The sequence below is a fragment of the Labrys sp. ALF-8 genome (genome assembly GCF_059699065.1).
In genome coordinates this window covers 3,125,356-3,150,140 of sequence record NZ_AP048537.1, presented here as the reverse complement: position 1 = coordinate 3,150,140, position 24,785 = coordinate 3,125,356, and the positions used below count along the sequence as shown (strand labels likewise).

Sequence of the window (24,785 nt, the reverse complement as noted above, 5' to 3'; positions counted from 1 at the left end):
GGGAGTTGTTCTTGGTTATGCGCCTTGTCGGCTGTTGCGGTTAATCTTGCACCACGCCGCGCTTCGCGCAATCCATTCTTTGCCTCGCCCTGCCGGCGTATGACGGGAGACACGGGGCTCGCCGCCGGGTAACGCCATCGCGGCCCGGCCTATTTGCGTTTTCCGGACGACCTCCTAGATAGAGGCCAGCATGAGTGAGGTCTCCATGAATTTCGACAACCAGTCCGGTCGCGACAGCGGCCCCCGTTCGCCGTTCCACGCCACCACGATCCTGATGGTCCGCAAGGGCGGCAAGGTGGTCATCGGGGGCGACGGGCAGGTCAGCCTCGGGCAGACGGTGATCAAGGGCAATGCGCGCAAGGTGCGCCGGCTCGGCAAGGGCGACGTCATCGCCGGCTTCGCGGGCGCCACGGCCGATGCCTTCACGCTGTTCGAGCGGCTGGAAGCCAAGCTGGAGCAGTATCCCGGCCAGCTCACACGCGCCTGCGTGGAACTCGCCAAGGACTGGCGCACCGACCGCTATCTGCGCCGGCTGGAGGCGATGATGCTGGTGGCCGACAGGCAGGTCGGCCTGGTGCTCACCGGCACCGGCGACGTGCTCGATCCCGAGGGCGGCGTGATGGCGATCGGCTCGGGCGGCAACTATGCCCTCGCCGCGGCGCGGGCGCTGATGGACACCGATACGGACGCCGAGGCGATCGTGCGCAAGGCCATGGCCATCGCGGCGGATATTTGTGTCTATACCAACCACAATCTGGTGATCGAGAGCATCGATCTCTGATAGGAGTGGGGCAACGCAACGAAACGCAGCGGCGCGCCCCCCATGTCTTTCGCAAGAACTCTCCCTTTCGCAAGAACCCTCCCTTTCGCAAGAACAATCTCCCTGGCGGGAATCGGCATTCCCCTTCTCCTGGCCGGGCTCTCCCTGGCGGGCTGCGCGCAGCAGAAGGAGGAGGTCTTCCCGACGACCAACCCGCTGCAGAAGAAATGCGAGGCGCAGGGCGTGCAGGCCGGCGATGCCATGACCGCCTGCATGCGGCGCGAGGCGGCCGTGGGCATGGGCACCACCGCCTGCGCCCGCAAGGGGCTGAAGGCCGGCACGGCCAGGGGCGATGCCTGCATCAAGAACGAGGCTGACTATGCCGAGGCCGAATCGCTGTGCCAGGCGGCGGGCCGCATCGCCAGCCAGGCCGACTACGATGCCTGCGTCGCCGAGAAGGCGCCCCAGGCCGTGGCGGCGAGGGCCGGCCGGTAGAGCCGAGGCGGGATCCGGCGGGGACGCATGAAGCCGATGCTGGACATCAGCGCGCAGCCCACGGCGACCAGGCTCCTGGTCCACGCCGTGGTGCTGCTCGCCACGCTGGTGCTGAGCGCCTTCTTCTGCTTCGGCCTGTTCGACCCGCCCTTCCCCATGGTGGTGTTCCAATGGGTGGGCTTCCTCGCCCTCGCCAAGCTGCTCTATTTCCTCATCGCCTACCCCCTGCTCGGCGGCTCCTTCGTTGATCCGCTGGAGGAGTTGTTCGAGAACGCGCGGCGGAAGTGAGGGGGCTATCGAGTCGGCGGGCATTGAGGCCTGTACCCGTCTATGTGGGAATTTGCCCCGGCGCGGCCTTCTCGGCACGCTGCTTCAAACGATCGCTAGCGCCCCATACCAGTCATTCGAGACATCGCTGTCAGTTCCTAAAACCAGACGTTCGCGACACGCAGTATTTGAAGTCGGCTTCGGGCCCAGGATTATCATGCGACCGTTTGCATGGGGTGCAAGGGGTCGCAAGTTCGAATCTTGTCACTCCGACCATTTTAAAATCAACGACTTAGCAAATGTTGTTTTGAAAAATAATCGTTCTTTTGAGGGTTTCTGCCACAAAAGCCCACCCCCATAAACCCGCGGAAATCCGCCATTCTCCGGCCTAATCCTTTTCGGTCTGTGGCGAGCTTGTGGCAGGTTTACCAAATCCGTAAACCGCTGCGTCGCTGAGCCCACCGGCAATGTTATCGCCGCACATGAGCGTCACAGCATTATGACGGCAAGGGATATTCGCGTGGCGGGAGCCTTGCCGTGGTAAAAATGCTATATTCCTAGTCCCATGCAAGAAACACCCGAAGTTCATGCGAACCAATGCCCTCTCCGGGCCGTGCATCGCCGATTGGGCGACCTGCACAGGCAATGGCACCAGGCCGAACAGGCCTATTTTGACCCTGATGCTTTTCGAGTCGCCATACAGACCGCGATCCAAACTTCTCGAACCGTCACGTTCATTCTTCAGAGTAATAAGCGCGCCATCCCTGAATTCGACGCATGGTACGGGCAGTGGCAGACACGATTTGCGAACATCCCGCTCATGCGTTGGATGGTGGATGCGAGGAACAAGATTGAGAAGCAAGGTGACCTTGAGGCACACAGTTTCGTTCGAGCGGAACTGGTGGCTTCGCATCTTGATGAGGGCCCCGTTATTGAGGTACCCGCTGAACTCACAGACGCCCCGCTGAAGCTTTTGAGGAGCATTCCCGACAGCGCTTTGGGAACGCATCTTAAAAAAGATGGCTTTCTACGGATTCAGCGGCGCTGGGTAGAAAACTCCCTGCCAGAATTCGAATTACTAGATGCTGTCGCCACGGCGTATGGGCATCTTTCCACCATGTTGTCCGACGCGCACAGGCAGATAGGATTGGAGGAACCCCTCACCATCGATGAGGAGACTGGTGAGGCCTATGACGCGGCTTCAATGGGTGGAAGGATGCCGTGCATGATCGGTCACAGCGACTTGCGAACGTTGGATATATGGCTTGCGACGGGCGAGAAGGTCAAAATAGAACTCGCTCGGACGTCAATTTCGCTGGAAGGCGCTATCGAATCTGCCAAGCGATATCCAATTGAGCCAAAGGAGATATTTGGGAATTCACCTGCCCCCGAAGAGCAACTGAAATCGCTATTTGCGGCTGCACGGACGATGTTTTTGAAGGATGGTTACCATGTGACCATCGCATTTTTGCTCAGAGGGGGGCGACCGGTTCAAACCATAGTACTTAATCCCGACGAGCATGGCGAAAAATATATAATGATGAGAAAAATCGCTCAGGAGGTCACCCGAAAAGGGGCTGAGGCGGTTATCATGTTGGGTGAGGTCTGGTCAGCGCCTTTTGATAGCGCTAACCCTTATCGTCGCGCGGCCGATTCTCCGGATCGGACTGAAGCCCTTCAAGGCACGCTTGTAAGTAAAGCTGGAGAACCACGCCAGCTCTTCGCACAAATTATAAGGAATAAAGATCTCGCAACATTGGGACAAACTGTTGAACGTGATGGAGGCGCTCAGTTTATGTTTGCGCCGATATACGAGGCTTGGGGAAAGCCCATTCCTTCAGAATGGTTTACCGCGAAGGAAATCACCGGAAGTGCGGATCGTGCACGGTGATCTATGACAAATCGGAAGGTCGTCTTCTCTATGTTAATGGGTCCAAAGACGTGGTTGCCCACGTCAACGACCTATTCTATTTTATCTCGGCCAACGCCTAGGCAGTTAAAAGCAACAATAAGCACTGAGGTCACATTGGTTCGAGATTTTTTCCTTCATCACTTAACAGACCGCGAATTTGAGGAGCTTGTAGTTTCAATTTCCAGCCATTGGCTTGGGGATGGAATTATTCCCTTTGCAGCGGGTCGTGACGGCGGTCGCGATGCACGTTTTCACGGCAGGGCGCAAACTTTTCCTAGTACGACAAAGCCTTGGGATGGGCATGTCGTCATTCAGGCCAAACACAGTGCAACACCAGGCTCTTCTTGCTCCGACTCGGACTTTCAGAGATATTTCGATACTAGTGAAAAGAGCGAGTGTAAAAAGGTCGAAAGATTAATCGAAGAAAACGTACTGGATTACTATTTGGTCTTCACAAATAGAAAGTTGACGGCTGGGTCCGACGAAAAAATCTTGAAGACGCTCCGAGGTTACTCACTTAAGGACGTTTCGGTTATCGGATTAGAAAAAATTGGTGAATTTCTCCGAAATCACCCCGAAGTCGCCAGGAAATTGCCGTCGCTGGAGTTCGCTCGCCCATTTGAATTCTCGCCAGATGACATGGTTGATGTGATCACTGCCGTTCATGATGCAATTAAAATGGACGGCTCCACGTTTTCGAGCGCTGACGATTTCGAAGCAGTAAACAAGAAAAAAGTGAAAAATAAAGTCAACCGGATGTCGGACGCTTATTATTCAAGCGTAATCGTCAACAAATATATGCCGCTTTTTGAACGATTGAAGCAGTTTCTTGAAAACGAAAGAAATAGAGAGTTTCGGGATATATATCATGATATTGCTGACGAATTACGTCAGAAAATAATCATGTTCAGGGATCGTTTCGAAAGCTTTGAGCAGATCATTATTTATCTCTATGACGAAATAAAAATTGCGCGGCCAGATCTTCGGGGCAAGCGTAGCTATGTGACGTTTTTGCTCTGCTACATGTACGATGATTGTGACATCGGTGAGCGGGAGGCGGTCGCGTGATCACCCCCAAAAAGCACCTCAATCTTGATACTTCTGTTCTACGTGTCGCAGCTTTGGCTCTGCGCGAAATTAAGCGGCGCCGGACAATCGAGTTTTCCCCGTTAAGGCAGAAAGTGAGCAAGTTGGCTGGGTCTGACGCCGACTTGGTGTTTTTGCCCGCGCTCAGCTTCCTCTATCTAATGGGTCGTATTGAGTATCACCCAAAAAATGACTCGTTTGAGTATACGGAGATCAGCTAATGCAACTGAGCCGTATTTATTCAAATAAGCCGAATATATTTACGCCGATTGATTTCAATTGCCGTGAAAGCTCCGACATCGTCAATGTTATTTATGGTGCAGTGACAGATAGCAAAGACGATAAGAAAGACTCTCACAATCTCGGTAAAACGACGTTAGTGCATCTAATCGATTTTTTATTTTTGAAAGATATCTCTAGTTCAAAACATTTTCTTGAAACCCACGCAGACCGTTTTGAAGGATTCCAGTTTTATCTCGAAATAGCTTTAAATTCGGGGGACTACCTGACAATCCGTCGGGGAGTCGGAGCGGATGGCACTATTTCGATCCACCGTCATGAGGACCGTTCGCTAGACCTAACGTCATTGCCAGCCGAGGATTGGAACCACCCCCAACTGAGCCGAAGTGCTGCCCTTGAATTGGTAGATGGCATTCTCGACCTTCGGATAATTCGGCCATATCCCTATCGTATGGCTCTTTCGTATTTTTTGCGCACGCAAGATGACTATAACGACGTGCTTCAGCTGCAGAAATTTGCTGTCGGCTCACACACCTATTGGAAGCCGTTTGTGATGACCTTGTTGGGTTTCGACGAAACACCGGTTAGTCGCAAATACCAGCTCGACAGCGAAATCACGGATCTCGAAGAAGACCGAGCCAAAAAGCAGGCAGAGCTGCAGGTTCAAGAGAGCGATCTCCTCCGCCTATCGGCCGAGATCCAAAATCTAAGAACCCAGCTTGAAGAGACAGAGGCGCAACTGAACCGATTTGAGTTCAGCGCAGAAGAAAAGCGCCTTACTAGCGAATTGGTTGACGGAATAGAAGCTAAAATATCTGATCTTAACGACGAATTATATAATATTAGAGTCGACATCAGAAATATTGATAGCTCGCTGGCAAACAAAATTGAATTTAAGATTAGTGAAGTTGATGAGATATTTAAGGAGAGTAAGTTATATCTCCCAGATCAGCTCAAAAAATCCTACCAAGATCTTATCGATTTCAATCGTCAGATAACAAATGAGCGCAACCGCACACTGAGACAGAGACGCAAAGAATTGGAGGTTGAGCAAGAGGAGTTGCGGAGTGAGCGTTCGTCCTTGGATCTTCGGCGGCAAGAATTTCAAACGATATTGCGCGGCTCCCAAACTCTTGAGAAATTTAAGGCGCTGCAGCGAAATCTGGCGGAACAGCGGGCGGAATTAACATATTTGGAAGGCCAGTTAGAACGGCTTAGCGCTATCGCCGACCTGGAAACGAAAATAAATGCGTTAAAACGAGATCGCAGCCAGATTGTCGATGAACTCAAGGCTCTAATAGCGAAAGGCACTATCCCGCGTGAAAGGATTGCCGCGAATTTCAACGCCTATTGCAAACGCGTCCTAGATCACGAGGGCCTGTTCTATGTAAGACAAAATTCCAATGGTAACGTGGAATTTCCGGTAGAGTTGAAGGAAAAAGGCACGACCCGCGCATCGAGGCAGTCCGAAGGTAAAAGTTATAAGCAGCTTCTTTGTGCGCTCTTTGATCTAGCCATGCTCAAAGCTTACGAGAATGCGCCCTTTTACCATTTCGTATATCATGATGGTATATTAGAGGGGCTTGATGATCGCAAAAAGAGAATTTTTCTTGAGCTAGTTCGTGAAGTAATAAGTTCCGGTAAGATACAATATATTCTGTCTGTTATCGACGCTGATGTACCCAGAGACGGGGAAGGCGAACGGATCGAGTTTTCTCCAGATGAAATTGTGCTTAGACTAAGCGATGGCGGCGACGAAGGCCGCCTATTCAAAATGCCCGAGTTTTGAGATTCAGCTCTGGGTGCCCCCCAAGAAATGCTGTTGAGCACGCTGGAGGCTATTCGCTGAAACGGCTTTGGTCATAAGCGCCTTGGTGCTTCGTAAAACCGACCCACTCTGAGAGATAAGAAATGCTGAAAGCGAGCGAGGAGGAAATTGAGGAGGTTCGAGAATACTTCGAGTGGCAAGCGCCCGATCTCGAAGTTACCTTTATGCAGAAGGTCTACTCAGAGGCTGTCGTTAATACCCGCCATGACGTATGGGATATCCACACCAATAAGGATCGCTGGTGGGTTATTACTGGTGGCACAAATCTTTATTCCCAGGAGCAGTTTCCGAATATGGACCTCGCTCTAACGTTCCATATTGGCCTTATGCTCCGCATTCCGCGTACCGCGCAACAACAAGAAGACGATCTGCGCATCATTCCATTCGGTCCCGTATTTCAGAAAATTGAGGATGCGGAAAGCGCAGTAACGCAAGCGCAAAACCTCGCCGATTATCAAGCCGTCGGTGTCCGCTGTCGCGAGGCGCTTATTGAGCTGATTGGTGTGGCGCAAGACTCTGCGGTGTGGACCGATTCACCACCGCAACGCGCCAATTTTCGCGCGTGGGCTGAGATCATTTTCAACGATCTTCTCCCCGGCGATACTAACAAAGAGCGTCGCGGAGCTATTAAGAGTGCACTTGATTCCGCATGGGCGTTTTCAAACTGGTTGACGCATTCAAAGTCCGCCACCTGGATCGACGCCGAAATGGCCCATTCGTTGATTCAGCATTCCATCGGTATGGCGACTTCTTTTATCATCCGCGAATTGCGCGGTGTACCCGACGAATGCCCCGACTGCGGCTTACCGCAACTTGAACCCGAGCAAGGCGAGCATTCAGGGGCACCCGGTATATTGTTCGAGCGACCCCGTTGCCCCAATTGCGGGTGGGTAGGCAAGCCGGTCCCAATCCTCGATACCGAAAATAAGCGACCCATCATCACGAGCGAGGGAGAACAATCCGACGAGCACGGCATCATGACAGTGCCGCTGCGAAGGATTCAAAAACCTGGCGAAGAATTTATTGAGCCGCTGAAAGACGCTGTAGTCGGAGCGCCGGAGCCCACCAGCTATTTCGCTTATGGATCGAACATGTCGGTCGCGCGGCTGCGCAGGCGAATGCCAAGTTGCAAGCCGCTCGGCATCGCTACGTTGCCAGGCCACGCTCTTCGGTTTCACAAACGAAGCTCGGACAAATCAGCCAAGTGCAATGCCTTTGCGGCTAGGAGTGAGGATCGCGTGATCGGCGTCCTGTTTAGCTTTGATCCGGCTGATCGAGCGAAGCTCGACAAGGCAGAAGGCATTGGGAAGGGCTACGAGCCTTCTATCGTGACTGTCGTCAATGACAAGGGTCGAAGGCGCAAAGTCCTTACCTACCTCGCGAGTCCCGACTACATTGATGAAACCCTTAAGCCATATAGTTGGTACAAGGATTTCGTTGTTGCTGGCAGCGAGGAACATGGGCTGCCTTCAGATTATATTAAAGAAAGCATCCGCTGTGTTGATGCAATCGAAGATCCTGACAAAACTCGGAATGACAAGCAGCGAGCGACACTCACGGGTGCGACGGAGAAAAAAGATGTGTCGAATTGAGAGCGCCAGCAAAAGAATGAATCCTCAAGCCTTGGTTTGGTATGTTCGGCGTGGTTTGAAATGCGTATAACGCAAGAACAGCGCGACGCCTGGGCGGCGAATACAGCAAAAAGCCCGTTCAATCTCTGGCTCGACACTTTTGTCAAAGCGGACGGCGCTCTCAACCTCGACGTACTTTTTGATATGGCGAGAAAGTACGGTTTCGAGCGCCCGGAACGTTATCAGCATTTGAACCCCGGCCAACAACGAATGATCCTCGGCAATATCCTCAGAAAGTTAGTGCCGGAAAGCGTGTACGTTGCAACCAGCCAGTCAGAGGTTACGAATTCTCGACAAATTAAAGCGGTTAGACCGGATTTCATCCGGAACGCCTCGGTGCGTGATTTACTGTTGATGCAGGCTGAGACTATAAATGAGCTGAGAGACCGGAAAATCGTCCGTACGTCAAACTCGCCGCTAGGCGATTATGCCGAGCTGCTATTCGCAACTGCGTTTGGACTTGAACTTCAGAGCAACTCATCCAGTAGCTATGACGCCCAGGATGCGGAAGAAAAGCGCTATCAGATCAAGGCTCGACGGGTAACATCTTGGAACGCGTCCCGTCAGCTTAGTGCAATCCGCCGCTTGCCAGACGCCCGTTTCGACATCCTTGCGGCGGTGTTGTTCGACGAGGCCTTTCGCGTCACGAAAGCCGCGCTTATTCCGCATTCAGTCGTATTGGCCGAAGCGAAACGGGTGGAGCATACCAATAGCTGGAGGTTCATACTTCATGATCGGATCTGGTCGTTGGATGGCGTGAAGGACGTTAGCGCAGCGATTATTGACGCTGCTGAAAAAATCTAAAGTTTCACGCGTGAGACTGTGAGGTGCGAGGGAGTGCATCTTGCTGCTGATAAAAATTACATAGCACAAACAATAACATACGAGTGCCCAGTTTTATCCTGTCCGGCGCACCGCTTCTGGATTTGCCTCAGTGTACCGCTGTAAGCGGTGCGGCGCCCGGAAGGATTCGAACCGCTTTTCAATCGGTGCCTCCTTGTCGTAGGCCGGCTCCCGATGCCTTGGCCTGGAAGACGCAAATTGCAACCTGATATCGTCAGCGTAATGTCAGCTAGCTGAGGGGATCCGCCATCAGAAGACTGTCCGCTTACGGCCCCAATCCAGCCACTCGTGAACGTCATCTTCCCTGCCTCCTTTCACCCGCCTTCACCACCGCCACTTTCGGCGTGCACATGAACTCGTTGCGCTTGCCGAAGATCACCTCCCGCTGCGCCAAGCCGATCACGGCCCTATTTCGGGCGTTCAAACTCGCGCACTTCAATGTCTGCTCTCGGCGCAAAACCGAACCTTCAATCGAACTCGTGAACGACAATCCCAAGGCTAGAAGGAGCTCTTGAGCTAAAACACGCCTAGAACATAACAAGAACAAATCTTGACAATCGCCTCCCTTCATGCCTTACTCTTCTCCGGCATGAAGCACCTGCGGACCGACCCGGATCCTGGTTGGCCTGCTGCTTCCGCCCACCCCGGTTGATTCCGGTTCATCCCGGCGGCACGCCAGCCGCAGCGCTCCTTCGTCTCGCTCGTCCCGGCTGCAGACCGGGACGGGGCGTGGGAGCGGGGAATCACGCAGGCCGGCTCGCCGCCTTCGGGCGGCGGGGGTTCTCGCCTCCGGCAGCGCCGGAGGTTCGATCCGGTCCGTTCGGCCTGCGCACGGGGCTTTACGAGGAACCTGTTGGATCGGCGGTCCGTGGAACCGCCCCTGCGATCCATGCGCGATGGAAAAGGGCTCGATGGCGGGCGCGGCGGTTTCGCCGTGCCGGCGATCGGGGCCGGCCCTTGCAAGGCCGGCCTGGAGGCCCGCCTGGACTGCTGCCGGCGTTGCCGGCAGCGGCGGCGACGGCAGCGAGGACAGGGCTGTCGGCGCCGGCAAAGGAGGCGAGGAATCGCTCCCTGCGCCCATGCATATCCCGTCGCCCGTTCCGTGGGCGAGGCGATCGATGGGCCGCCGGCTTCCCTGGCCCGGAAGCTTCAGCGGCCGTATCGCCTGGCCGGCATGGCCTGGGCGGGAGAAGCCGCGTCCTCCAGCCCTCGGCATGCCCTCCATCCGGCGGCCTGGGAAGGAAGCATCGGTCGGCCAAAGGGCCGCGCCGATGACGGGCTCCCCGGCGATGGAAAACACGCCCTGCCCTTGCGCGTTTGTCGACGCGCGGGCCGGGGACAAAAGGCGAGGCGACGGCGGCCGCATCGACAGGCTGCCAGGCTCTCCACCGAAACATGATTCGCGGCCGTTCTGCGGCCGCCGTCGCCTCGACCGTCTTCATGCTCCGGCCCGTTCAGGGCGCGGAAACGCGAAGCCGCGCCCCGGGGAGGCCGTGGCGGCGATGAGGCGAGCCGGGACGGCTGCAGGAATGGCGCGCCGCCCGTGCCCCTCGTCCCCCGGCGTCGGGGTGCCCTACCCCGCCGCCTTTTCCAGGCTGGCAAGCGGGGCCACCCAGCCGACGATACCGCCCTGCGCGGTGATCATCTCGATGGCGGAGGCCTTGAACTGCGGGAAATAGCTTTCGGTGGCGTCCTCGACCAGCAGGCATTCGAAGCCGCGGTCGTTGGCCTCGCGCATCGAGGTCTGCACGCACACCTCCGTCGTCACGCCGGCGAAGACGAGATGGGTGATGCCGAGATCCCCGAGGCGCTCATGCACGTCGGTGTGCCAGAACATGCCCTTGCCTGGCTTGTCGATGACGATCTCGCCTGCCACCGGCGCGCAGGCCTCGATGATGGCGTTGCCCGGCTCGCCCCGCACGAGGATGCGGCCCATCGGGCCGGCGTCGCCGATGCGCAGCGTGCCGCCGCCCCGCTCCCGCTTGGCGGGCGGGCAGTCGCTGAGATCCGGCGCGTGGCTCTCGCGGGTGTGGATCACCGGCCAGCCCTTGCGGCGGAACAGGGCGAGCAGGCCGGCCACGGTGGGAATGATCGCCGTGAGCCGGGAGACGTCGTTGCCGAGCGCGTCGCCGAAGCCGCCGGGCTCGATGAAATCGCGCTGCATGTCGATGACGACGAGCGCGGTCCTGCCCGGCGCCAGCGTGTAGGGATAGGGCCTGGCCTCGACTTCCAAACCTGCCTCCTGCATGACGGTCCCTTCCATGCCCGGCCTCCTCAGTGCCCGGCCATGTGGCGGCCGATGGTGGTGCGGTCGGTCTCGCCCACCGGCGCGACATAGGAGATCTTGCCCTCGGACATCACGGCCACCCGGTCGGCCAGCTCCAGGATCTCGTCGAGATCCTCGGAGACGAGCAGCACCGCCGCGCCGCGATTGCGCTGGTCCATGATCTGCGAGCGGATCTCGGCCACGGAGGCGAAGTCGAGCCCGAAGCAGGGGTTGGCGACGATCAGCACGTCGACGTCGTCGGACAGTTCGCGGGCGAGCACGGCGCGCTGCACGTTGCCGCCCGACAGGGTCTCGATGGGCGAGTCGGCCGAAACCGTCTTCACCTTGTAGCGCTCGATCAGCTCCGTCGCCTTGGCGCGGATCGGCGAGGGCGAGAGCCACCAGCCGAACTTCGCCATCGGGGCCTTGTCGAAGGCGCGGAAGGCCATGTTCTCCGCCACGGACATGCGCGGCACCGTGGCGTTCTTCAGGGGCTCCTCGGGCAGGCCGAACACCTTGAAGCGGTCGAAGTCGCGGCGCACCGGCTCGAACGGCTTGTCATGGATGAAGACGCGCCCGTCCCGCATCTTGCGCTGGCCCGCCAGCACCTCCACCAGCGCGGCCTGGCCGTTGCCGGACACGCCGGCGATGCCGACGATCTCGCCGGCCTTCACCTTGAGGCTGACGCCGTCGACGGCGGGCAGGCCCTGCTCGTCGTCGGCGAAGATGCCGGCGAGGTCGAGCACGGACCTGGCGTGATCGTGGCTCACACGCGCCGCCCTCTCGCGGATCTTGGTGTCGCCGATCATCATCCTGGCCATCAGCGTGGGATTGAGATCCTTCACCAGGCCGCCGCCGGTGCGCGCGCCGCGGCGCAGCACGGTCACGGCATCGGCGAAGGCCATCACCTCGCGGAACTTGTGGCTGATCATCAGCACGGTGAGCTCGCCGCGCTGCGTCATGCCGCGCAGGAGGCCGAGGATCTCGTCGGCCTCGTCCGGCGTGAGCACCGAGGTCGGCTCGTCCAGGATCAGGAAGCGCTGGTCGAGATAGAGCAGCTTGAGGATTTCGAGCTTCTGCTTCTCGCCCGCCGAGAGCGAGGCGACCGGCGCATCGAGCGGCACCTGGAAGGGCATGCGCGCCATGAAGGCATCGAGCTCGGCCTTCTCCTTGCGCCAGTTGATGACGGACGGCGCGTCGGCCCGGCTGATCACCAGGTTCTCGGCGGCGGTGAGCGAAGGCACGAGGGTGAAATGCTGGTAGACCATGCCGATGCCGAGCGCGCGGGCCTCGCGCGGGTTGCGCACCGACACCTCGGCGCCGTCGACCAGGAGCTTGCCCCGGTCCGGCTGGTAGAAGCCCATGATGCACTTGACCAGGGTCGACTTGCCCGCCCCGTTCTCCCCGAGCAGCACGTGGAACTGGCCGGCCGGAATGTCGATCGAGACGTCGTCGAGCGCCGTGAAGCTGCCGAATATCTTGGTCATGCCCTGGGTGGCGAGGGCGATCGCCTTCTTGCCCGCCGTGCTCATGGCGTCGCCGCCGCGGCCTTGACTCCCGCCAGGAAGTCGCCCGAGCTCGCCACGGCGCCGAACACGCCGCCCTGCATCTTGACCATCTCGATGGCGGCGAGGTGATTGCGGTGATCGGTGGCGCCGCAACAGTCCGTGAGCATCAGGCACTCGAAGCCGCGGTCGTTGGCCTCGCGCATGGTGGTGTGCACGCAGACATCCGTGGTGATGCCGGTGAGCACGATGTTCTCGATGCCCTTCAGGCGCAGGACCAGCTCGAGGTCGGTGGCGCAGAAGGAGCCCTTGCCGGGCTTGTCGATGATCACCTCGCCGGGGAGCGGGGCAAGCTCGTCGATGATGTCCCAGCCCGGCTCGCCGCGCACCAGGATGCGCCCGCAGGGGCCGGGATCGCCGATGCCCGCGCCGATGCGCCGGGAGCGCCAGCGCTTGTTGGCCGGCAGATCGGAGAGATCGGGCCGGTGCCCCTCGCGGGTGTGGATGATGGTGTAGCCGAGGGGACGCAGCGTCGCCAGAAGCTGCCGGATCGGCTCGATCGGGGCGCGGGTGAGGCTCAGGTCGTAGCCCATCTTGTCGACATAGCCGCCCTTGCCGCAGAAATCGGTCTGCATGTCGATGATGATCAGTGCCGTGTTCTCCGGCTTCAGCCTGCCGTCATAGGGCCAGGGATAGGGTTCGGCGGTGACGGCGGTGCTGGCCTCGATGTCCTTCACGGGAGCGTTCATGGCGGCGTCTCACTTGGTTATCGACAATTCGCCGGGTGCTGCCAGCAGCGCCTGCTTGGAATTCGACGAAGCGATCATGATGAGGAGGGTGAGGATGTAGGGAGCGGCGTTGAACAGGTAGTAGCCCTGCACGATGCCGACGGATTGCAGCGCCGGGCCGAGGGCGCCGGCCGCGCCGAACAGGAGCGCCGCCAGGAAGCAGCGGATCGGGTCCCAGCGGGCGAAGATCACCAGCGCCACCGCCATCAGGCCCTGGCCCGAGGACAGCCCCTCGTTCCAGGAGCCGGGGTAGTAGAGCGAGAGGAAGGAACCGCCGACCCCCGCCAGGAAGCCGCCGGCGGCGGTGGCGAGGAAGCGCACGAGATCGACCGAGACGCCCATGGCGCGGGCGGCCGCGGCGCTGTCGCCCGTCATGCGCACGATCAGGCCCCATTTCGTGTTGCGCAGCGCCCAGGCGAGGGCGAAGGCGACGGCGATGCCCACGAAGAAGAGCGGATTGATGTCGAGGGCGACGGCCAGCTCCTTGCTGCCGGTCCAGTTGCCGAGCGGCACGGAAGGCAGGTGCGCCGCCTGCGGCTGGATGTAGGCCTTGCCGAAAAAGAAGGCGAGGCCGATGCCGAGCGACATCATGGCGATGCCGATGGCGATGTCGTTCACCTTGGGCAGCTTGCAGATGTAGCCGTGCATGGCACCGAGCACGGTGCCGGCGACGCCCGCCGCCAGCACGCCGAGCCAGGGCGAGCCCGTCTCGTAGCACACCGCATAGCCGACCATGGCGCCGAGGACGAGCGTGCCCTCGAGGCCGAGATTGATGCGGCCGGACTTTTCGGTCAGGCATTCGCCGAGCGCCACGAACATGAAGGGCGTGGAGACGCGGATCGCGCCGCCGAGCATGGCGATCAGGACGGTGACGAGAGCATTGTCCATCTCAGCCTCACGATCTGAAGATTTTGAAGCGGCCGTAGAGTGTCTCGGACGTCAGCAGCGTCACGAAGATGAAGCCCTGCAGCACGAGGACCGTGGCGTCGGGCATGCCCATGCGCCGCTGGATCAGGCCGCCGGCCGCCGACAGTCCCCCGAACAGCACGGCGACCGGAATGATCGCGATCGGGTTGTGGCGGGCGAGGAAGGCGACGAGGATGCCGGTGAAGCCGTAGCCGGCGGCCAGAGAGGCGTTGGCGCGCCCCTGGATGGCGGCGACCTCGAAATAGCCCGCGAGCCCCGCGCAGGCTCCGGCGATCATGCAGCACACCAGGATCAGCCGACCGACCGGCAGGCCCTGCGCCAGCGCCGCCCTGAGATTGCCGCCCGTGACGCGGGCCGCGAAGCCGAACGTCGTGCGCGCCATCAGGAAATAGAGCACGATCGCGAGGACGATGCCCCACACGATGCCCCAGTGCACGCCGAGATCGGGGATCACGCCGACCTTGTAGGCATCCCCGATCGGCAGGGTGGACGCCTTGTTGGGCTGCCCCGGGTCGCGCAGGGCGCCCTCGACGAAGAAGTTCATGATCGCGATGGCGATGTAGGAGAGCAGCAGCGAGGAGATCGTCTCGTTGACGCCGCGCCTGTAGCGCAGCCATCCCGCGAAGCCGAGCCAGACGGCGCCGGTGGCCGCCGCGGCCGCGATCATCAGCGGCATGACGATCCAGGCGCTGACGCCGCTGCCGACGAAGGGGACGGTAATCGCCGCGGCGGTGAAGCCCGAGAGCACGAGCGCGCCCTCGCCGCCGATCATGGTGAGGCCGAGGCGGGCGGGTATGGCGACCGCCAGGGCCGTGAGGATGAGGGGCGAGGCGCGCTGCAGCGTGTTCCGCCAGGAGAACGCGGAGCCGTAGCCGCCCGTCCACAGCAGCTCGACGAAGGTCAGCGGCGACTTGCCGACCGCGAGCAGGAAGAGCGAGAACAGCACGAAGGAAGCAAGCAGGGCGAGCAGCGGAATGGCGGCATATTCCGCGCTGGCCCGGAGCCGGGAGAGGCTCCCGGCTCGCAGCTTCACGCCGGCGGTCTGGGTTGGGAGGCTGGCCATTTCCGTCATCGGGCCGCCCTCAGCCCGCCGATCCGATCACACCGTCCACGAGATAGGTCATGCTGTTCAGCACCGGCGCCATGTTGTCGTAGGAGGCGTCGGGCAGCACGACATTGCCCTTGTTGTCCTTGACCGGCCCCTTGAAGATCGGCGACTTCGCCTTGAGGGCGGCGATGGCGTCGTTGGTGACCTTGATCGTCTTCTCGTCGGCGCCGGCGCCGAAGGGCGTGTTCTGCACCATGTCCTCGGCATAGCCGCCGAAGGTGATGTTGGGCAGAGGCTCGCCCTTGGCGAGGGTCGCGGCGAACTGCTTGTAGATGGTCTCCCACTTGTACTCGGCGCCGGTGACGAAGCCCTTGGGAGCGAGGCTCGCCTGCGAGGCGTTGTGGCCGCAGGTCTTCACGCCGCGTCCCTCCGCCGTCTGGATCACGACCTTCGGGCCGTCGACATGGCAGGTGATCAGGTCGCAGCCGGCGTCGACCAGCGCATTGGTCGCCTCCGCCTCGCGCACCGGCATGGACCAGTCGCCGGTGAAGATCACCTGTACGGTGGCGTTCGGATTGACGGTGCGCGCGCCCGTCAGGAAGGAGTTGATGTTGCGCAGCACGATGCCGATCGGCTTGGCGGCCACGAAGCCGAGCTTGCCAGACTTGGACGCCGCGCCCGCGGCGACGCCGTCGATGTAGTGGGCCTGGTCGAGGAACGCGAAATAGGAACCGGCATTCTTCGGATCCTTGTCCTTGTCCCACAGCGGCGCCGCGTGGCGGAAGGTGACATCGGCATATTGCTTGGCCATGTCGACGACGAAGGGCGAATAATAGCCGAAGGAGGTCGCCAGGATGAGGTTGGCGCCGTCGAGGTTGATCATGGATTCCATGGTCTTGGAGACGGCGTCTGTCTCCGGCACGTTCTCTTCCTCGACGATCTTGACCCCGGGGACGTCCTTGAGAGCCTTCACGGCAACCGCATGCGACTGGTTCCAGCCGAAATCGTCCCGGGCACCGACATAGATGACGCCGATGGTGAGGTCCCCGGCCGCCCTCGCGGCAAGAGGCAGGCCGCCGAGCGCAAGGCCCGCAGTGGCGGCGGTGCCCTGCAGAAAACGGCGCCGTGAAATCTGGTTCGTGAACAGCTGGTCGCGCAACATCTCTCTAGTCTCCCGCTCGGAATGTGCCACTTGCGTGATCAAACTTGGCCGGACGAGGCGGGCGAACTGCCGCAGACCGGCTTCCTGAGATTTGATTCGCAAGCTTTGTGCCAAACTCCGAAGAGTCCGGGAGAAAATGCTGACTTCCGGATTATCTGTTATTATTCAGATGGTTATAATTGACCAAAGAAATCGGCAGACATCCCCCGCTCCCGCCCGGAAAGCGGGAAAGGGGCAATTGCATGCAATTTTGCTTTATATGATCAAAACTTAGGCATGCCTGAAAAAGCAGAGGGCGCTCCCGTGCCGGAGACTTTCGTGACCGCGTCGACCTGATCCCGCACGATGGCGAGATGCGCAAGCATGTCGCGGGCCGCACCCTCGGCATCGCCGCGCTGTATGGCCTGCGTCACCCGGCCATGCTCGAAATGGGAGCGGGCGATACGCCCCAGCGTCTCGAACTGGGCGCGGCGGAACGGCGCCAGGCGCTGGCGCACCGATTGGGCCATCTGCGCCAGGAAGCCGTTGTGGGCGCCGGCATAGATCGCCTCGTGAAAACGGATATTGGCCTCGACGTAGGAGGCCCTGTCGCCGGTCGCGACGAAAATCGCGCTTTGATCATGGATCGCCTGCAGGCCGCGACGCTCCGCCGCCGTCATCTGCAGCGCGCTCCATCGCGCGCAAAGGGCTTCCAGTTCCGCCATCACCGCAAACATGTCGTCAAGCTGGCGCTCCGTGACGTCGGCGACGACGGCCCCCCGCCGCGCCCTGCCCTCGACGAGGCCGATCGCCTCCAACTGGCGCAGGGCTTCCCGGGTCGGCGTCCGCGAAACGCCGTAGGCCGCGGCCAGCGAAACCTCGTCCAGCGGAGCTCCCGGCGGATAGCGGCCATGCACGATGTCGTCGGCGATCGCCTGAACCATCGCCTGCGCCTTTGTCTGTCTCGTCAAGTTCCTACCCCTTCAACTTCACCGAAGGTGCGGTTCGCCCAGCCCGAGCCATTCCCTTGCATGGTGACGCCTCTCAACCCAATGCCGAGGCAGATTTCCTGACAATGAAGCCATTCTCCACGAAAGTGCGCCATCCGCCCAATGCCGAGATGTCCTCCGCGCCCTCGGTACCGATATTTTCGCACAGGAAACCCTTGGGCCGCGTGCCATCAGCGAGATGCAGCGTACCGATGCACAAAGGCGATGGCACGGCGGCGACGAAGCGCCCGAAACCCTCCGGCGGCAATCCCCACACCTCGACGGTGATAGGAGTGCCCTGCCCCGCCGGCACGCGCACGAGCCCGGGCCGGCGCGGTCCGCTGCCCTGGAGCGCATAGAGGCGATAGTCGGGCCGGGTCTCCCCCTGGCGAAGCAGGCGCGCACCGACGGCCTGCAGTTCGTGATTGAGGGCCATGCCCGAAAGATGCGCGCCGACGACCACCAGTTCGATCTCATCCTTCGACGCCGTCGAAATGCGAGGACGCGACGCAGGAAGGGCATTGCCGGTCGCTCCCATCGACACGCCGGCGGCACGGTGGAAGCGGTCGCCCAACTCGGCGATCAGCGCATCCTTGCCTGCGGGCGCGATCAGGGTGATGCCGGCGGGCAATCCATCCCTCCTGTATACACCGGGAATAGATATTGCACACAAATTAAGCAGATTGACGAAATTTGTATACACACCGGAATTGCTGTTCGGCCCGATGGGGTCGGCCAGGAGCTCCGCCTTGCGGTAAGCGCGCGGTACGGTGGGGACAGCCAGCGCCCGGACCTTCTCCCAAAGACCCTCGGTTTTCACACGCAGTTCCGCAAGACGATAGAGGCCGGCGAACGCGTCGGCAGCCGAGAATTTGCGCGCTCCCTCAATGATGCCCCGTGTGACGGGCAGCAGCGCGTCCGGCGTCTCCTCGAGGAAAGAGCGGATCGCAGCATAACGCTCCGCCACCCAGGCCCCCTCATAAAGCAGGCGGGCAACTTCGAAGAAGGGCTGGAGATCGACGGGCTGCAAGGTCACGCCCTGGCGCCCGAGCAGGGTCAGCGAGGCCTCGAAGGCTTCAGCCATGGCGTCATCACCGAAGAACCGACGGCTCGCCGCGTCAGGCACCGCGACGACACTGCCCGACGGCAGGGCCGCGAGCTCGCCAAGGCCGACGTTCCGTGACCAGGGATCGCGGGAATCGGTGCCGGCCATGACCCTGTAAGCCGTCCAGCCGTCATCCACGGCGAGAGCGAAAACCGAAACGCAATCAAGGCTCTTGCAGGCAGGCAGCACACCGTGGACGGGAATGGCGCCGAGGCTCGGCTTGATGCCGACGATGTTGTTGAGACCGGCCGGGACCCGCCCCGATCCGGCCGTGTCCGTGCCGAGCGCAAAGGTCACCAGGCCGCGCGCGACCGCCACCGCCGAGCCCGAGCTGGAACCGCCCGGCACCAGTTCCGGATCGAAGCTGTTGAGCGGGATGGGATAGGGCGAGCGCACGCCGACCAGGCCCGTGGCGAACTGGTCGAGATTGGTCTTGCCGATCACGATGGCGCCGGCGGCCAGCAGGCGCTCCACGGCGCTGGCCGTCTCCGCGGGCGTCCTGGCAAAGGCAGGGCAGGCTGCCGTCGTGGTGAGACCCGCAACGTCGATATTGTCCTTCACCGCAAAGGGAATGCCCCAGAGCGGCTTGGCAACGGGATCGAAAGGCCCCAGCGCAGAGGCGGCCTTCAATGCCTCTGCCTCGTCCACCAGCGAGATGAAGATGCCAGGGTCGCCAAGCTTCCGGTGGCGGGCATAGACCTCCCTGACGACATCCGTGGGGCTGAGACCCGCGCGGTATGATTCATGCAAGGACGCAATATCGAAAGAGACCGGAACCATTGTTCAACCCGAGTAAGGAACGAAGCGGATATGAGCTCCAAGCAAGCAGCGCGCCAAGTCGAGAACCAGGACGAAGTCGCCGTCAACGAGCCAGGCGTGCTCGCCGAAGTCACCGCCATCTTCGAGCGCTACGAGGAGGCCCTCGTGAGCAACGACGTGGCCGTGCTGGACGAGCTGTTCTGGAAGGACGGCCGCACCATTCGCTATGGCATTGCCGAGAATCTCTATGGCTTCGAGGAGATCGCCGCCTTCCGGGCCAGCCGCCCCAGCCAGGCACTGGCCAGACGCCTGGAGAAGACGGTGATCACCACCTATGGCCGCGATTTCGCCACGGCTTCCACGCTGTTCGTACGCCCGGACACCCCCGGCCGCTGCGGGCGCCAGATGCAAACCTGGCTGCGCACCCCCGAAGGCTGGCGCGTGGTGGCCGCGCATGTGAGCGTGATCGCCATCGATTGAGACGCCCGCGGGCCCTAGCCGCAGAAAGCGGCCCGGCCCTTCGCGCCTACTCCTTCACCGCACCCGTCATCGAGGAAACGTAGTAGTCCACGAAGAAGGAATAGAGGATCACCACCGGCAGGGACCCGAACAGGGCGCCCGCCATCAGCGAGCCCCATTCGTACACGTCGCCGCGCACCAATTCCGTGAGCACCCCCACCGGCACCGTCTTGTTCTCGGAGGACTGGATGAAGGTGAGCGCATAGATGAACTCGTTCCACGACAGGGTGAAGGCGAAGATGCCGGCCGAGATCAGGCCCGGCACCGCGAGCGGCAGCACCACCTTCACGAGGATCTGCCAGCGAGAAGCGCCATCGACCATGGCGCTTTCCTCCAGCTCGTAGGGGATCGAGCGGAAATAGCCCATCAGGAGCCAGGTGCAGAAGGGGATGAGGAAGGTCGGATAGGTGAAGATCAGCGCGAACTTGCTATCATAGATGCCCAGCTTGAAGACGATGAAGGCAAGCGGGATGAACAGGATCGATGGCGGCACCAGATAGGCGAGGAAGACGAGGAGCCCAATGGTGCGCGAACCCGAGAAGCGCACGCGCTCGATCGCATAGGCCGCGAAGACCGAGGCCGCCAGCGACAGGATGGTGGCTCCGGCCGAGACATAGAGCGTGTTGAGCAGCCAGCCCGGATAGGAGGTCTCGAACAGGAGGTACTTGATATGGTCGAGCGTCGGGCCGACCACCCAGAACGGGCTGTAGTTGTCATAGTCCGTGAGCTGGTCGTCGGGCTTCACCGCCGTGATCGCCATCCAGTAGAAGGGGAACAGCAGCACGAAGACGAAGACCGCGAGCGGCAGGTAGAGCACCAGGATCCGTCGCGGCAGATTGTTCAGGTAGCCCATGCCGACGACGTTGTCGGTCAGCGGCGCGTCTTGCGAAATGCTCATGGCCGCCTCCTCAATCGCTGCCTCCCTGCTGCCACCTTCGGCGCTGCAGGCCGAAGAAGCTGAACAGGATAGCGGCGAGCAGGAAGGGGATCATCGCCACCGCGATCGCCGCGCCCTCGCCGAGCTGGCCTCCGGGAATGCCGCGCTGGAAGGAAAGCGTCGCCATCAGGTGGGTGGCGTTCACCGGTCCGCCCTTTGTGAGCACGTAGATGAGCTGGAAATCGGTGAAAGTGAACAGCACCGAAAAGGTCATCACCACGGCGATGATCGGCGTCAGCAGCGGCAGCGTGACAAAGCGGAAGCGCTGCCAGCTGGTCGCGCCGTCGAGCGAAGCGGCCTCCTGCAGCGAGGGCGAGATGGTCTGGAGGCCCGCAAGCAACGAGATCGCCACGAAGGGAATGCCGCGCCAGACATTGGCCGCGATGACGGATATGCGCGCATTGACGGGATCGCCGAGGAAATTGATGGGCTGGCTGATCAATCCCATCTTCATCAACGACCAGGAAATGATCGAGAACTGGGCATCGTAGATCCACCAGAAGGCCAGCGCCGAAAGCACCGTCGGTACCACCCAGGGCAGCAGCACGATGGCGCGGAAGAACGACTTGAACGGCAGGTTCTCGTTGAGGAGCAGCGCCAGCCAGAGGCCGAGGGCGAATTTCAGGGCGGACGCGACGATCGTGTAGACGACGGTGTTGAACACGGAGAGCCAGAAGACCTTGTCCGTCCACAGATCCTGGTAATTCTCCAGACCGATAAAGACGCCCTCGCGCCCGATCCTGGTGTCCGTGAAGCCCAGCCAGACGCCGAGACCGAGCGGATAGGTGAGCAGGCAGATGAGGAAAGCCGCCGCCGGCAGCATGAACAGCAGGCCGAGGGCGTTGCGATTCTGCAGCAGGGACGCCATGAGCGAGGGCCTGGGCCTCGACAAGGTGACGCTCATACGACGGTCTCCAGCCTGGTGTGCCGACATGGAATCCGGCCCCTCGGGTCACTCTTCGTGGAACGCATCCGAAGGATCGCTCCACAAGCTGGGAGGGCGCCGGCCTTGTCATGCCCGGACTCGTCCCGGGCATGAGGCCATCGCCCCCGTATTGCTGCGGGATTGGCGGATTGCCGGGACGAGCCCGGCAATGACAAGGATCGCGCTTCCCGCTGGCAGGCGCTCACGTCCGGTAATACCGGTTGGCGCGCTTCTCGGCTTCCGCGGCAGCATCCTCGGGCGAACTCTGTCCCGTCACCGCCGCCGCATACATGTCGACCAGCACGTAATCCGCCATTACGCCGGCAGAGGCCGGGCCGAGGGGGCCGGCATAGCCGTTCGGGCGCAGCGTTTCAGAGGCGTGCGAATAGGGCTCGTGGATGGGATTGGCGGTCCAGACCGGATTGGAGGCGAAGGCCTTGAGCGGCTGGCAGCAATAGGCATTGGAGCCGGTAATCCAGGCATTCATCTGCGCCGCGTCATACATGAACTTCATGTAGGCCTTGGCTGCCTCCGGATATTTGCTGTGCTTGAACAGGAAAATCGAGGTTGTCTGGTGCAGCTCGACCTTCTTGCCCACCGGCCCGACCGGGAAATTGGTGGTGCGGATGTCGGCGGCCAGATCCGCGAGCTTTGGATCCTTCTTGGCCGAGTAGTAGAGGGAGACGCCGTTCGCGGTCAGCGAAACCTGGCCTGCCAGGAAGGCGCGGTTGTTGTTGATGTCCAGCCAGCTCTCGGTGCCCGGAATGAAGTTCTCATAGAGCTGCTTGGCATAATTGATCGAGGCGATGGTCTCAGGGCTGTTGATGGTGACCTTGCCGCTCTCGTCGACCATTTTGCCGCCATGGCTCCAGAGCAGCCAGTGGGCGTAGTTGTTGCCATCGCCCACCGCCTTGCCATGAGCAAAGCCCGCCGGCGTGCCCTTGGCCTTGAGCGCCTTGCACAATTCGAGGAAGCCGGCGGTATCCTTCGGAAACTCGCTGAAGCCGGCCGCCTTCATCTGGCTGTCGCGGTAGCATATGGCATTGCCGATCGTTGCAAGCGGGAGGGCGATGAACTTGTCGTCGCGCACGGCATAGCCCTTCATGCCGTCATACCAGCCGCCATATTTGCCGCCGAGATAGGTGCCGAGTTCGGAGAGGTCTACCAGCTTGTCCGGATATTGATGGGCATCGTCGAACCAACAGAACACGATGTCCGGGCCCGAACCGACATTGGCGGCCACGGCGGCCTTGGGACGGATGTCCTCCCAGCTCTCCTTGTCGATGCGTACCTGGACACCCGTCGCGTCCGTGAACTTCTTCGTATTGGCGAGCCAGGCATCCTCGTCGCCCTGCACGAACGGCGTCCAGCGCAGGACGCGAAGGCTTGCGCCCTCCTCCGGCTTGTAGGTCGGCTCGGCGGCCTGGGCGAAGGCCGGCGACACGCCGATCTTGCCGAGCCCGGCCACGGCTGCAAGTCCGGCGGATGCGGCGAGCAGATCTCTGCGGTTGATCGTCATCGATTTCCTCCGTGTGGTCATGCGGGTATTTGCTTCAATTCGGCATGGCGCCGTCCCGTGCCGGCGCGCCGTTGTTCCAGGCTCGTTCAGGCCGCGGGCTGGAGCCTCAGGCCGCTTTCGGCATCGAAGAGATGGGTGGCGCCGGTATCGATGGCGACCTTGAGAATCTCGCCGGGCTGGGCCGGCACGCGATGGTGGAAGATGCAGGAGATTTCCGTGCCGGCGAGCTTCGCCATCATCTGCGTCTCGGCGCCGGTCGGCTCGGTCACCACCACCGACATGGGAATGCCGTCCGGATCGATGCTCAACGCCTCCGGCCGCAGGCCATAGATCAGCGTCTTGCCGGCTGCGGCCTGTCGCGGCGCCCGGGCCGGCAGGATCGTGCCGTCCTCGGCGATGAACTTGCCGGCGTCCGCCGGATCGAGCCTGCCCCTGATCATGTTCATGGCCGGCGAGCCGATGAAGCCGGCCACGAAGAGGTTGACGGGCTGATCGTAGAGTTCCAGCGGGGCGCCGATCTGCTCGACGATGCCGTCATGCATCACCACGATCTTGTCGGCCATGGTCATGGCCTCGATCTGGTCGTGCGTGACGTAGACGGTGGTCGTCTTCAACCGCTGGTGCAGTTCCTTGATCTCGGCGCGCATCGCCACGCGCAGCTTGGCGTCGAGATTGGAGAGCGGCTCGTCGAAAAGGAAGACCTGCGGGTCGCGCACGATGGCGCGGCCCATGGCGACGCGCTGGCGCTGCCCGCCGGAGAGCTGGCGGGGATAGCGATCCAGCAGGTTGGCAAGGCCGAGGATTTCGGCGGCAGGCTTCACGCGGGCCTCGATCTCCGTCTTCCCCGTGCCCTTCAGCTTCAGCGAGAAGGCCATGTTGTCCGCCACGGTCATATGCGGGTAGAGCGCGTAATTCTGGAACACCATGGCGATGTCGCGCTCTTTCGGCGGCAGGTTGTTCACCACCTCCTTGCCGATGCGGATCTCCCCGGCCGAAATGTTCTCGAGGCCAGCCAACATGCGCAGCAGGGTGGACTTGCCACAACCGGAAGGGCCAACAAGTATTACGAATTCGCCGTCGGCAATCTCAATATCCACGCCCTTGATTACGGGGTGTGTTCCGAACGATTTCCTGACGTTGACGAAGTCGACCGATGCCACCGCGCTCCTCCCGGAACTATATCAACACGCCCGTTATAATTATATTTCAGGCTATTCTTTCAATCCCGACCTCTTGCGGGCCATCGGGAAGCATTACTTCTTGTCTGAGCTATCGCCGCCGGACGAAGCGTTCAG

22 protein-coding genes are annotated in these 24,785 nt (G+C 60.9%); 10 read left to right on the top strand and 12 right to left on the bottom strand.

The annotated features are described in order from the left end of the window. Positions 1–205: 205 nt before the first annotated feature. The 9 genes from hslV to AC6H34_RS14495 all read left to right on the top strand — a co-directional run bounded on the left by hslV (position 206) and on the right by AC6H34_RS14495 (position 9,023). Complete coding sequence (hslV, locus tag AC6H34_RS14535) at positions 206–781, top strand: ATP-dependent protease subunit HslV (protein WP_448151352.1); 576 nt, start codon at positions 206–208, stop codon at positions 779–781. 42 nt (positions 782–823) lie between these two features. After that, the gene (locus AC6H34_RS14530) at positions 824–1,255 is read left to right on the top strand and encodes a hypothetical protein (RefSeq protein ID WP_497539240.1); all 432 of its coding nucleotides are present in this window, start codon (positions 824–826) and stop codon (positions 1,253–1,255) included. A 27-nt stretch (positions 1,256–1,282) separates the two neighbouring features. Next, complete coding sequence (locus AC6H34_RS14525; protein WP_497539239.1) at positions 1,283–1,543, top strand: hypothetical protein; 261 nt, start codon at positions 1,283–1,285, stop codon at positions 1,541–1,543. A gap of 544 nt (positions 1,544–2,087) precedes the next feature. After that, entirely contained in the window at positions 2,088–3,413 is a 1,326-nt protein-coding gene (locus AC6H34_RS14520; protein ID WP_497539238.1) for an Ea47 family protein, read from the top strand. 135 nt (positions 3,414–3,548) lie between these two features. After that, on the top strand, positions 3,549–4,502 hold the full coding sequence (locus AC6H34_RS14515) for an ABC-three component system protein (RefSeq protein ID WP_497539237.1): 954 nt from the start codon (positions 3,549–3,551) through the stop codon (positions 4,500–4,502). Further along, positions 4,499–4,741, top strand: a complete 243-nt coding sequence (locus tag AC6H34_RS14510) for an ABC-three component system middle component 8 (RefSeq protein ID WP_497539236.1) — start codon at positions 4,499–4,501, stop codon at positions 4,739–4,741. Before AC6H34_RS14515 ends, AC6H34_RS14510 begins: the two co-directional genes overlap by 4 nt. After that, positions 4,741–6,549 carry a DUF2326 domain-containing protein gene (locus AC6H34_RS14505; protein WP_497539235.1) on the top strand — a complete coding sequence of 603 codons (1,809 nt, stop codon included), beginning with the start codon at positions 4,741–4,743 and terminating at the stop codon, positions 6,547–6,549. The genes AC6H34_RS14510 and AC6H34_RS14505 overlap by 1 nt, the downstream gene beginning before the upstream one ends. Before the next feature lie 122 nt (positions 6,550–6,671). Beyond that, positions 6,672–8,180, top strand: a complete 1,509-nt coding sequence (locus AC6H34_RS14500) for a gamma-glutamylcyclotransferase family protein (RefSeq protein ID WP_497539234.1) — start codon at positions 6,672–6,674, stop codon at positions 8,178–8,180. A 60-nt stretch (positions 8,181–8,240) separates the two neighbouring features. Continuing rightward, complete coding sequence (locus AC6H34_RS14495) at positions 8,241–9,023, top strand: hypothetical protein (protein WP_497539233.1); 783 nt, start codon at positions 8,241–8,243, stop codon at positions 9,021–9,023. 1,612 nt (positions 9,024–10,635) lie between these two features. On the opposite strand, the gene AC6H34_RS14490 is transcribed toward AC6H34_RS14495, so the two are convergent. The 8 genes from AC6H34_RS14490 to atzF all read right to left on the bottom strand — a co-directional run bounded on the left by AC6H34_RS14490 (position 10,636) and on the right by atzF (position 19,611). Beyond that, a complete protein-coding gene (locus tag AC6H34_RS14490) occupies positions 10,636–11,325 on the bottom strand; it encodes a cysteine hydrolase family protein (protein ID WP_497539232.1) in 690 nt (229 codons plus the stop codon). An 11-nt stretch (positions 11,326–11,336) separates the two neighbouring features. Then, positions 11,337–12,860: an ABC transporter ATP-binding protein gene (locus AC6H34_RS14485; protein WP_497539231.1), complete on the bottom strand. Its 1,524-nt coding sequence runs from the start codon at positions 12,858–12,860 to the stop codon at positions 11,337–11,339. Next, positions 12,857–13,582: a biuret amidohydrolase gene (biuH, locus tag AC6H34_RS14480; protein WP_497539230.1), complete on the bottom strand. Its 726-nt coding sequence runs from the start codon at positions 13,580–13,582 to the stop codon at positions 12,857–12,859. The genes AC6H34_RS14485 and biuH overlap by 4 nt, the downstream gene beginning before the upstream one ends. A 9-nt stretch (positions 13,583–13,591) precedes the next feature. Continuing rightward, positions 13,592–14,509 carry an ABC transporter permease gene (locus AC6H34_RS14475; protein ID WP_448149293.1) on the bottom strand — a complete coding sequence of 306 codons (918 nt, stop codon included), beginning with the start codon at positions 14,507–14,509 and terminating at the stop codon, positions 13,592–13,594. A gap of 7 nt (positions 14,510–14,516) precedes the next feature. Next, the gene (locus tag AC6H34_RS14470; RefSeq protein ID WP_497539229.1) at positions 14,517–15,620 is read right to left on the bottom strand and encodes an ABC transporter permease; all 1,104 of its coding nucleotides are present in this window, start codon (positions 15,618–15,620) and stop codon (positions 14,517–14,519) included. Between the two features lie 10 nt (positions 15,621–15,630). Continuing rightward, the gene (locus AC6H34_RS14465; protein ID WP_448149295.1) at positions 15,631–16,758 is read right to left on the bottom strand and encodes a BMP family ABC transporter substrate-binding protein; all 1,128 of its coding nucleotides are present in this window, start codon (positions 16,756–16,758) and stop codon (positions 15,631–15,633) included. A gap of 263 nt (positions 16,759–17,021) precedes the next feature. After that, positions 17,022–17,708 (bottom strand): GntR family transcriptional regulator, encoded by a 687-nt coding sequence (locus tag AC6H34_RS14460; RefSeq protein WP_448149296.1) that lies wholly within the window; start codon positions 17,706–17,708, stop codon positions 17,022–17,024. A gap of 73 nt (positions 17,709–17,781) precedes the next feature. Beyond that, positions 17,782–19,611 carry an allophanate hydrolase gene (atzF, locus tag AC6H34_RS14455; RefSeq protein WP_497539228.1) on the bottom strand — a complete coding sequence of 610 codons (1,830 nt, stop codon included), beginning with the start codon at positions 19,609–19,611 and terminating at the stop codon, positions 17,782–17,784. Positions 19,612–19,641: 30 nt separating this feature from the next. Between atzF and hpxZ the strand changes: the two genes are divergently transcribed. Further along, a complete protein-coding gene (gene hpxZ, locus AC6H34_RS14450; RefSeq protein WP_448149298.1) occupies positions 19,642–20,070 on the top strand; it encodes an oxalurate catabolism protein HpxZ in 429 nt (142 codons plus the stop codon). Between the two features lie 46 nt (positions 20,071–20,116). Here the strand turns inward: hpxZ and AC6H34_RS14445 are convergent, their stop codons facing one another. The 4 genes from AC6H34_RS14445 to AC6H34_RS14430 form a co-directional block, all read right to left on the bottom strand. Further along, a complete protein-coding gene (locus AC6H34_RS14445) occupies positions 20,117–21,007 on the bottom strand; it encodes a carbohydrate ABC transporter permease (RefSeq protein ID WP_448149299.1) in 891 nt (296 codons plus the stop codon). Positions 21,008–21,017: 10 nt separating this feature from the next. Continuing rightward, a complete protein-coding gene (locus tag AC6H34_RS14440) occupies positions 21,018–21,950 on the bottom strand; it encodes a carbohydrate ABC transporter permease (RefSeq protein ID WP_497539227.1) in 933 nt (310 codons plus the stop codon). Between the two features lie 223 nt (positions 21,951–22,173). After that, positions 22,174–23,490, bottom strand: a complete 1,317-nt coding sequence (locus AC6H34_RS14435) for an ABC transporter substrate-binding protein (RefSeq protein WP_448149301.1) — start codon at positions 23,488–23,490, stop codon at positions 22,174–22,176. An 86-nt stretch (positions 23,491–23,576) separates the two neighbouring features. Further along, positions 23,577–24,650 carry an ABC transporter ATP-binding protein gene (locus tag AC6H34_RS14430; RefSeq protein WP_497539226.1) on the bottom strand — a complete coding sequence of 358 codons (1,074 nt, stop codon included), beginning with the start codon at positions 24,648–24,650 and terminating at the stop codon, positions 23,577–23,579. Positions 24,651–24,785: the final 135 nt, after the last annotated feature.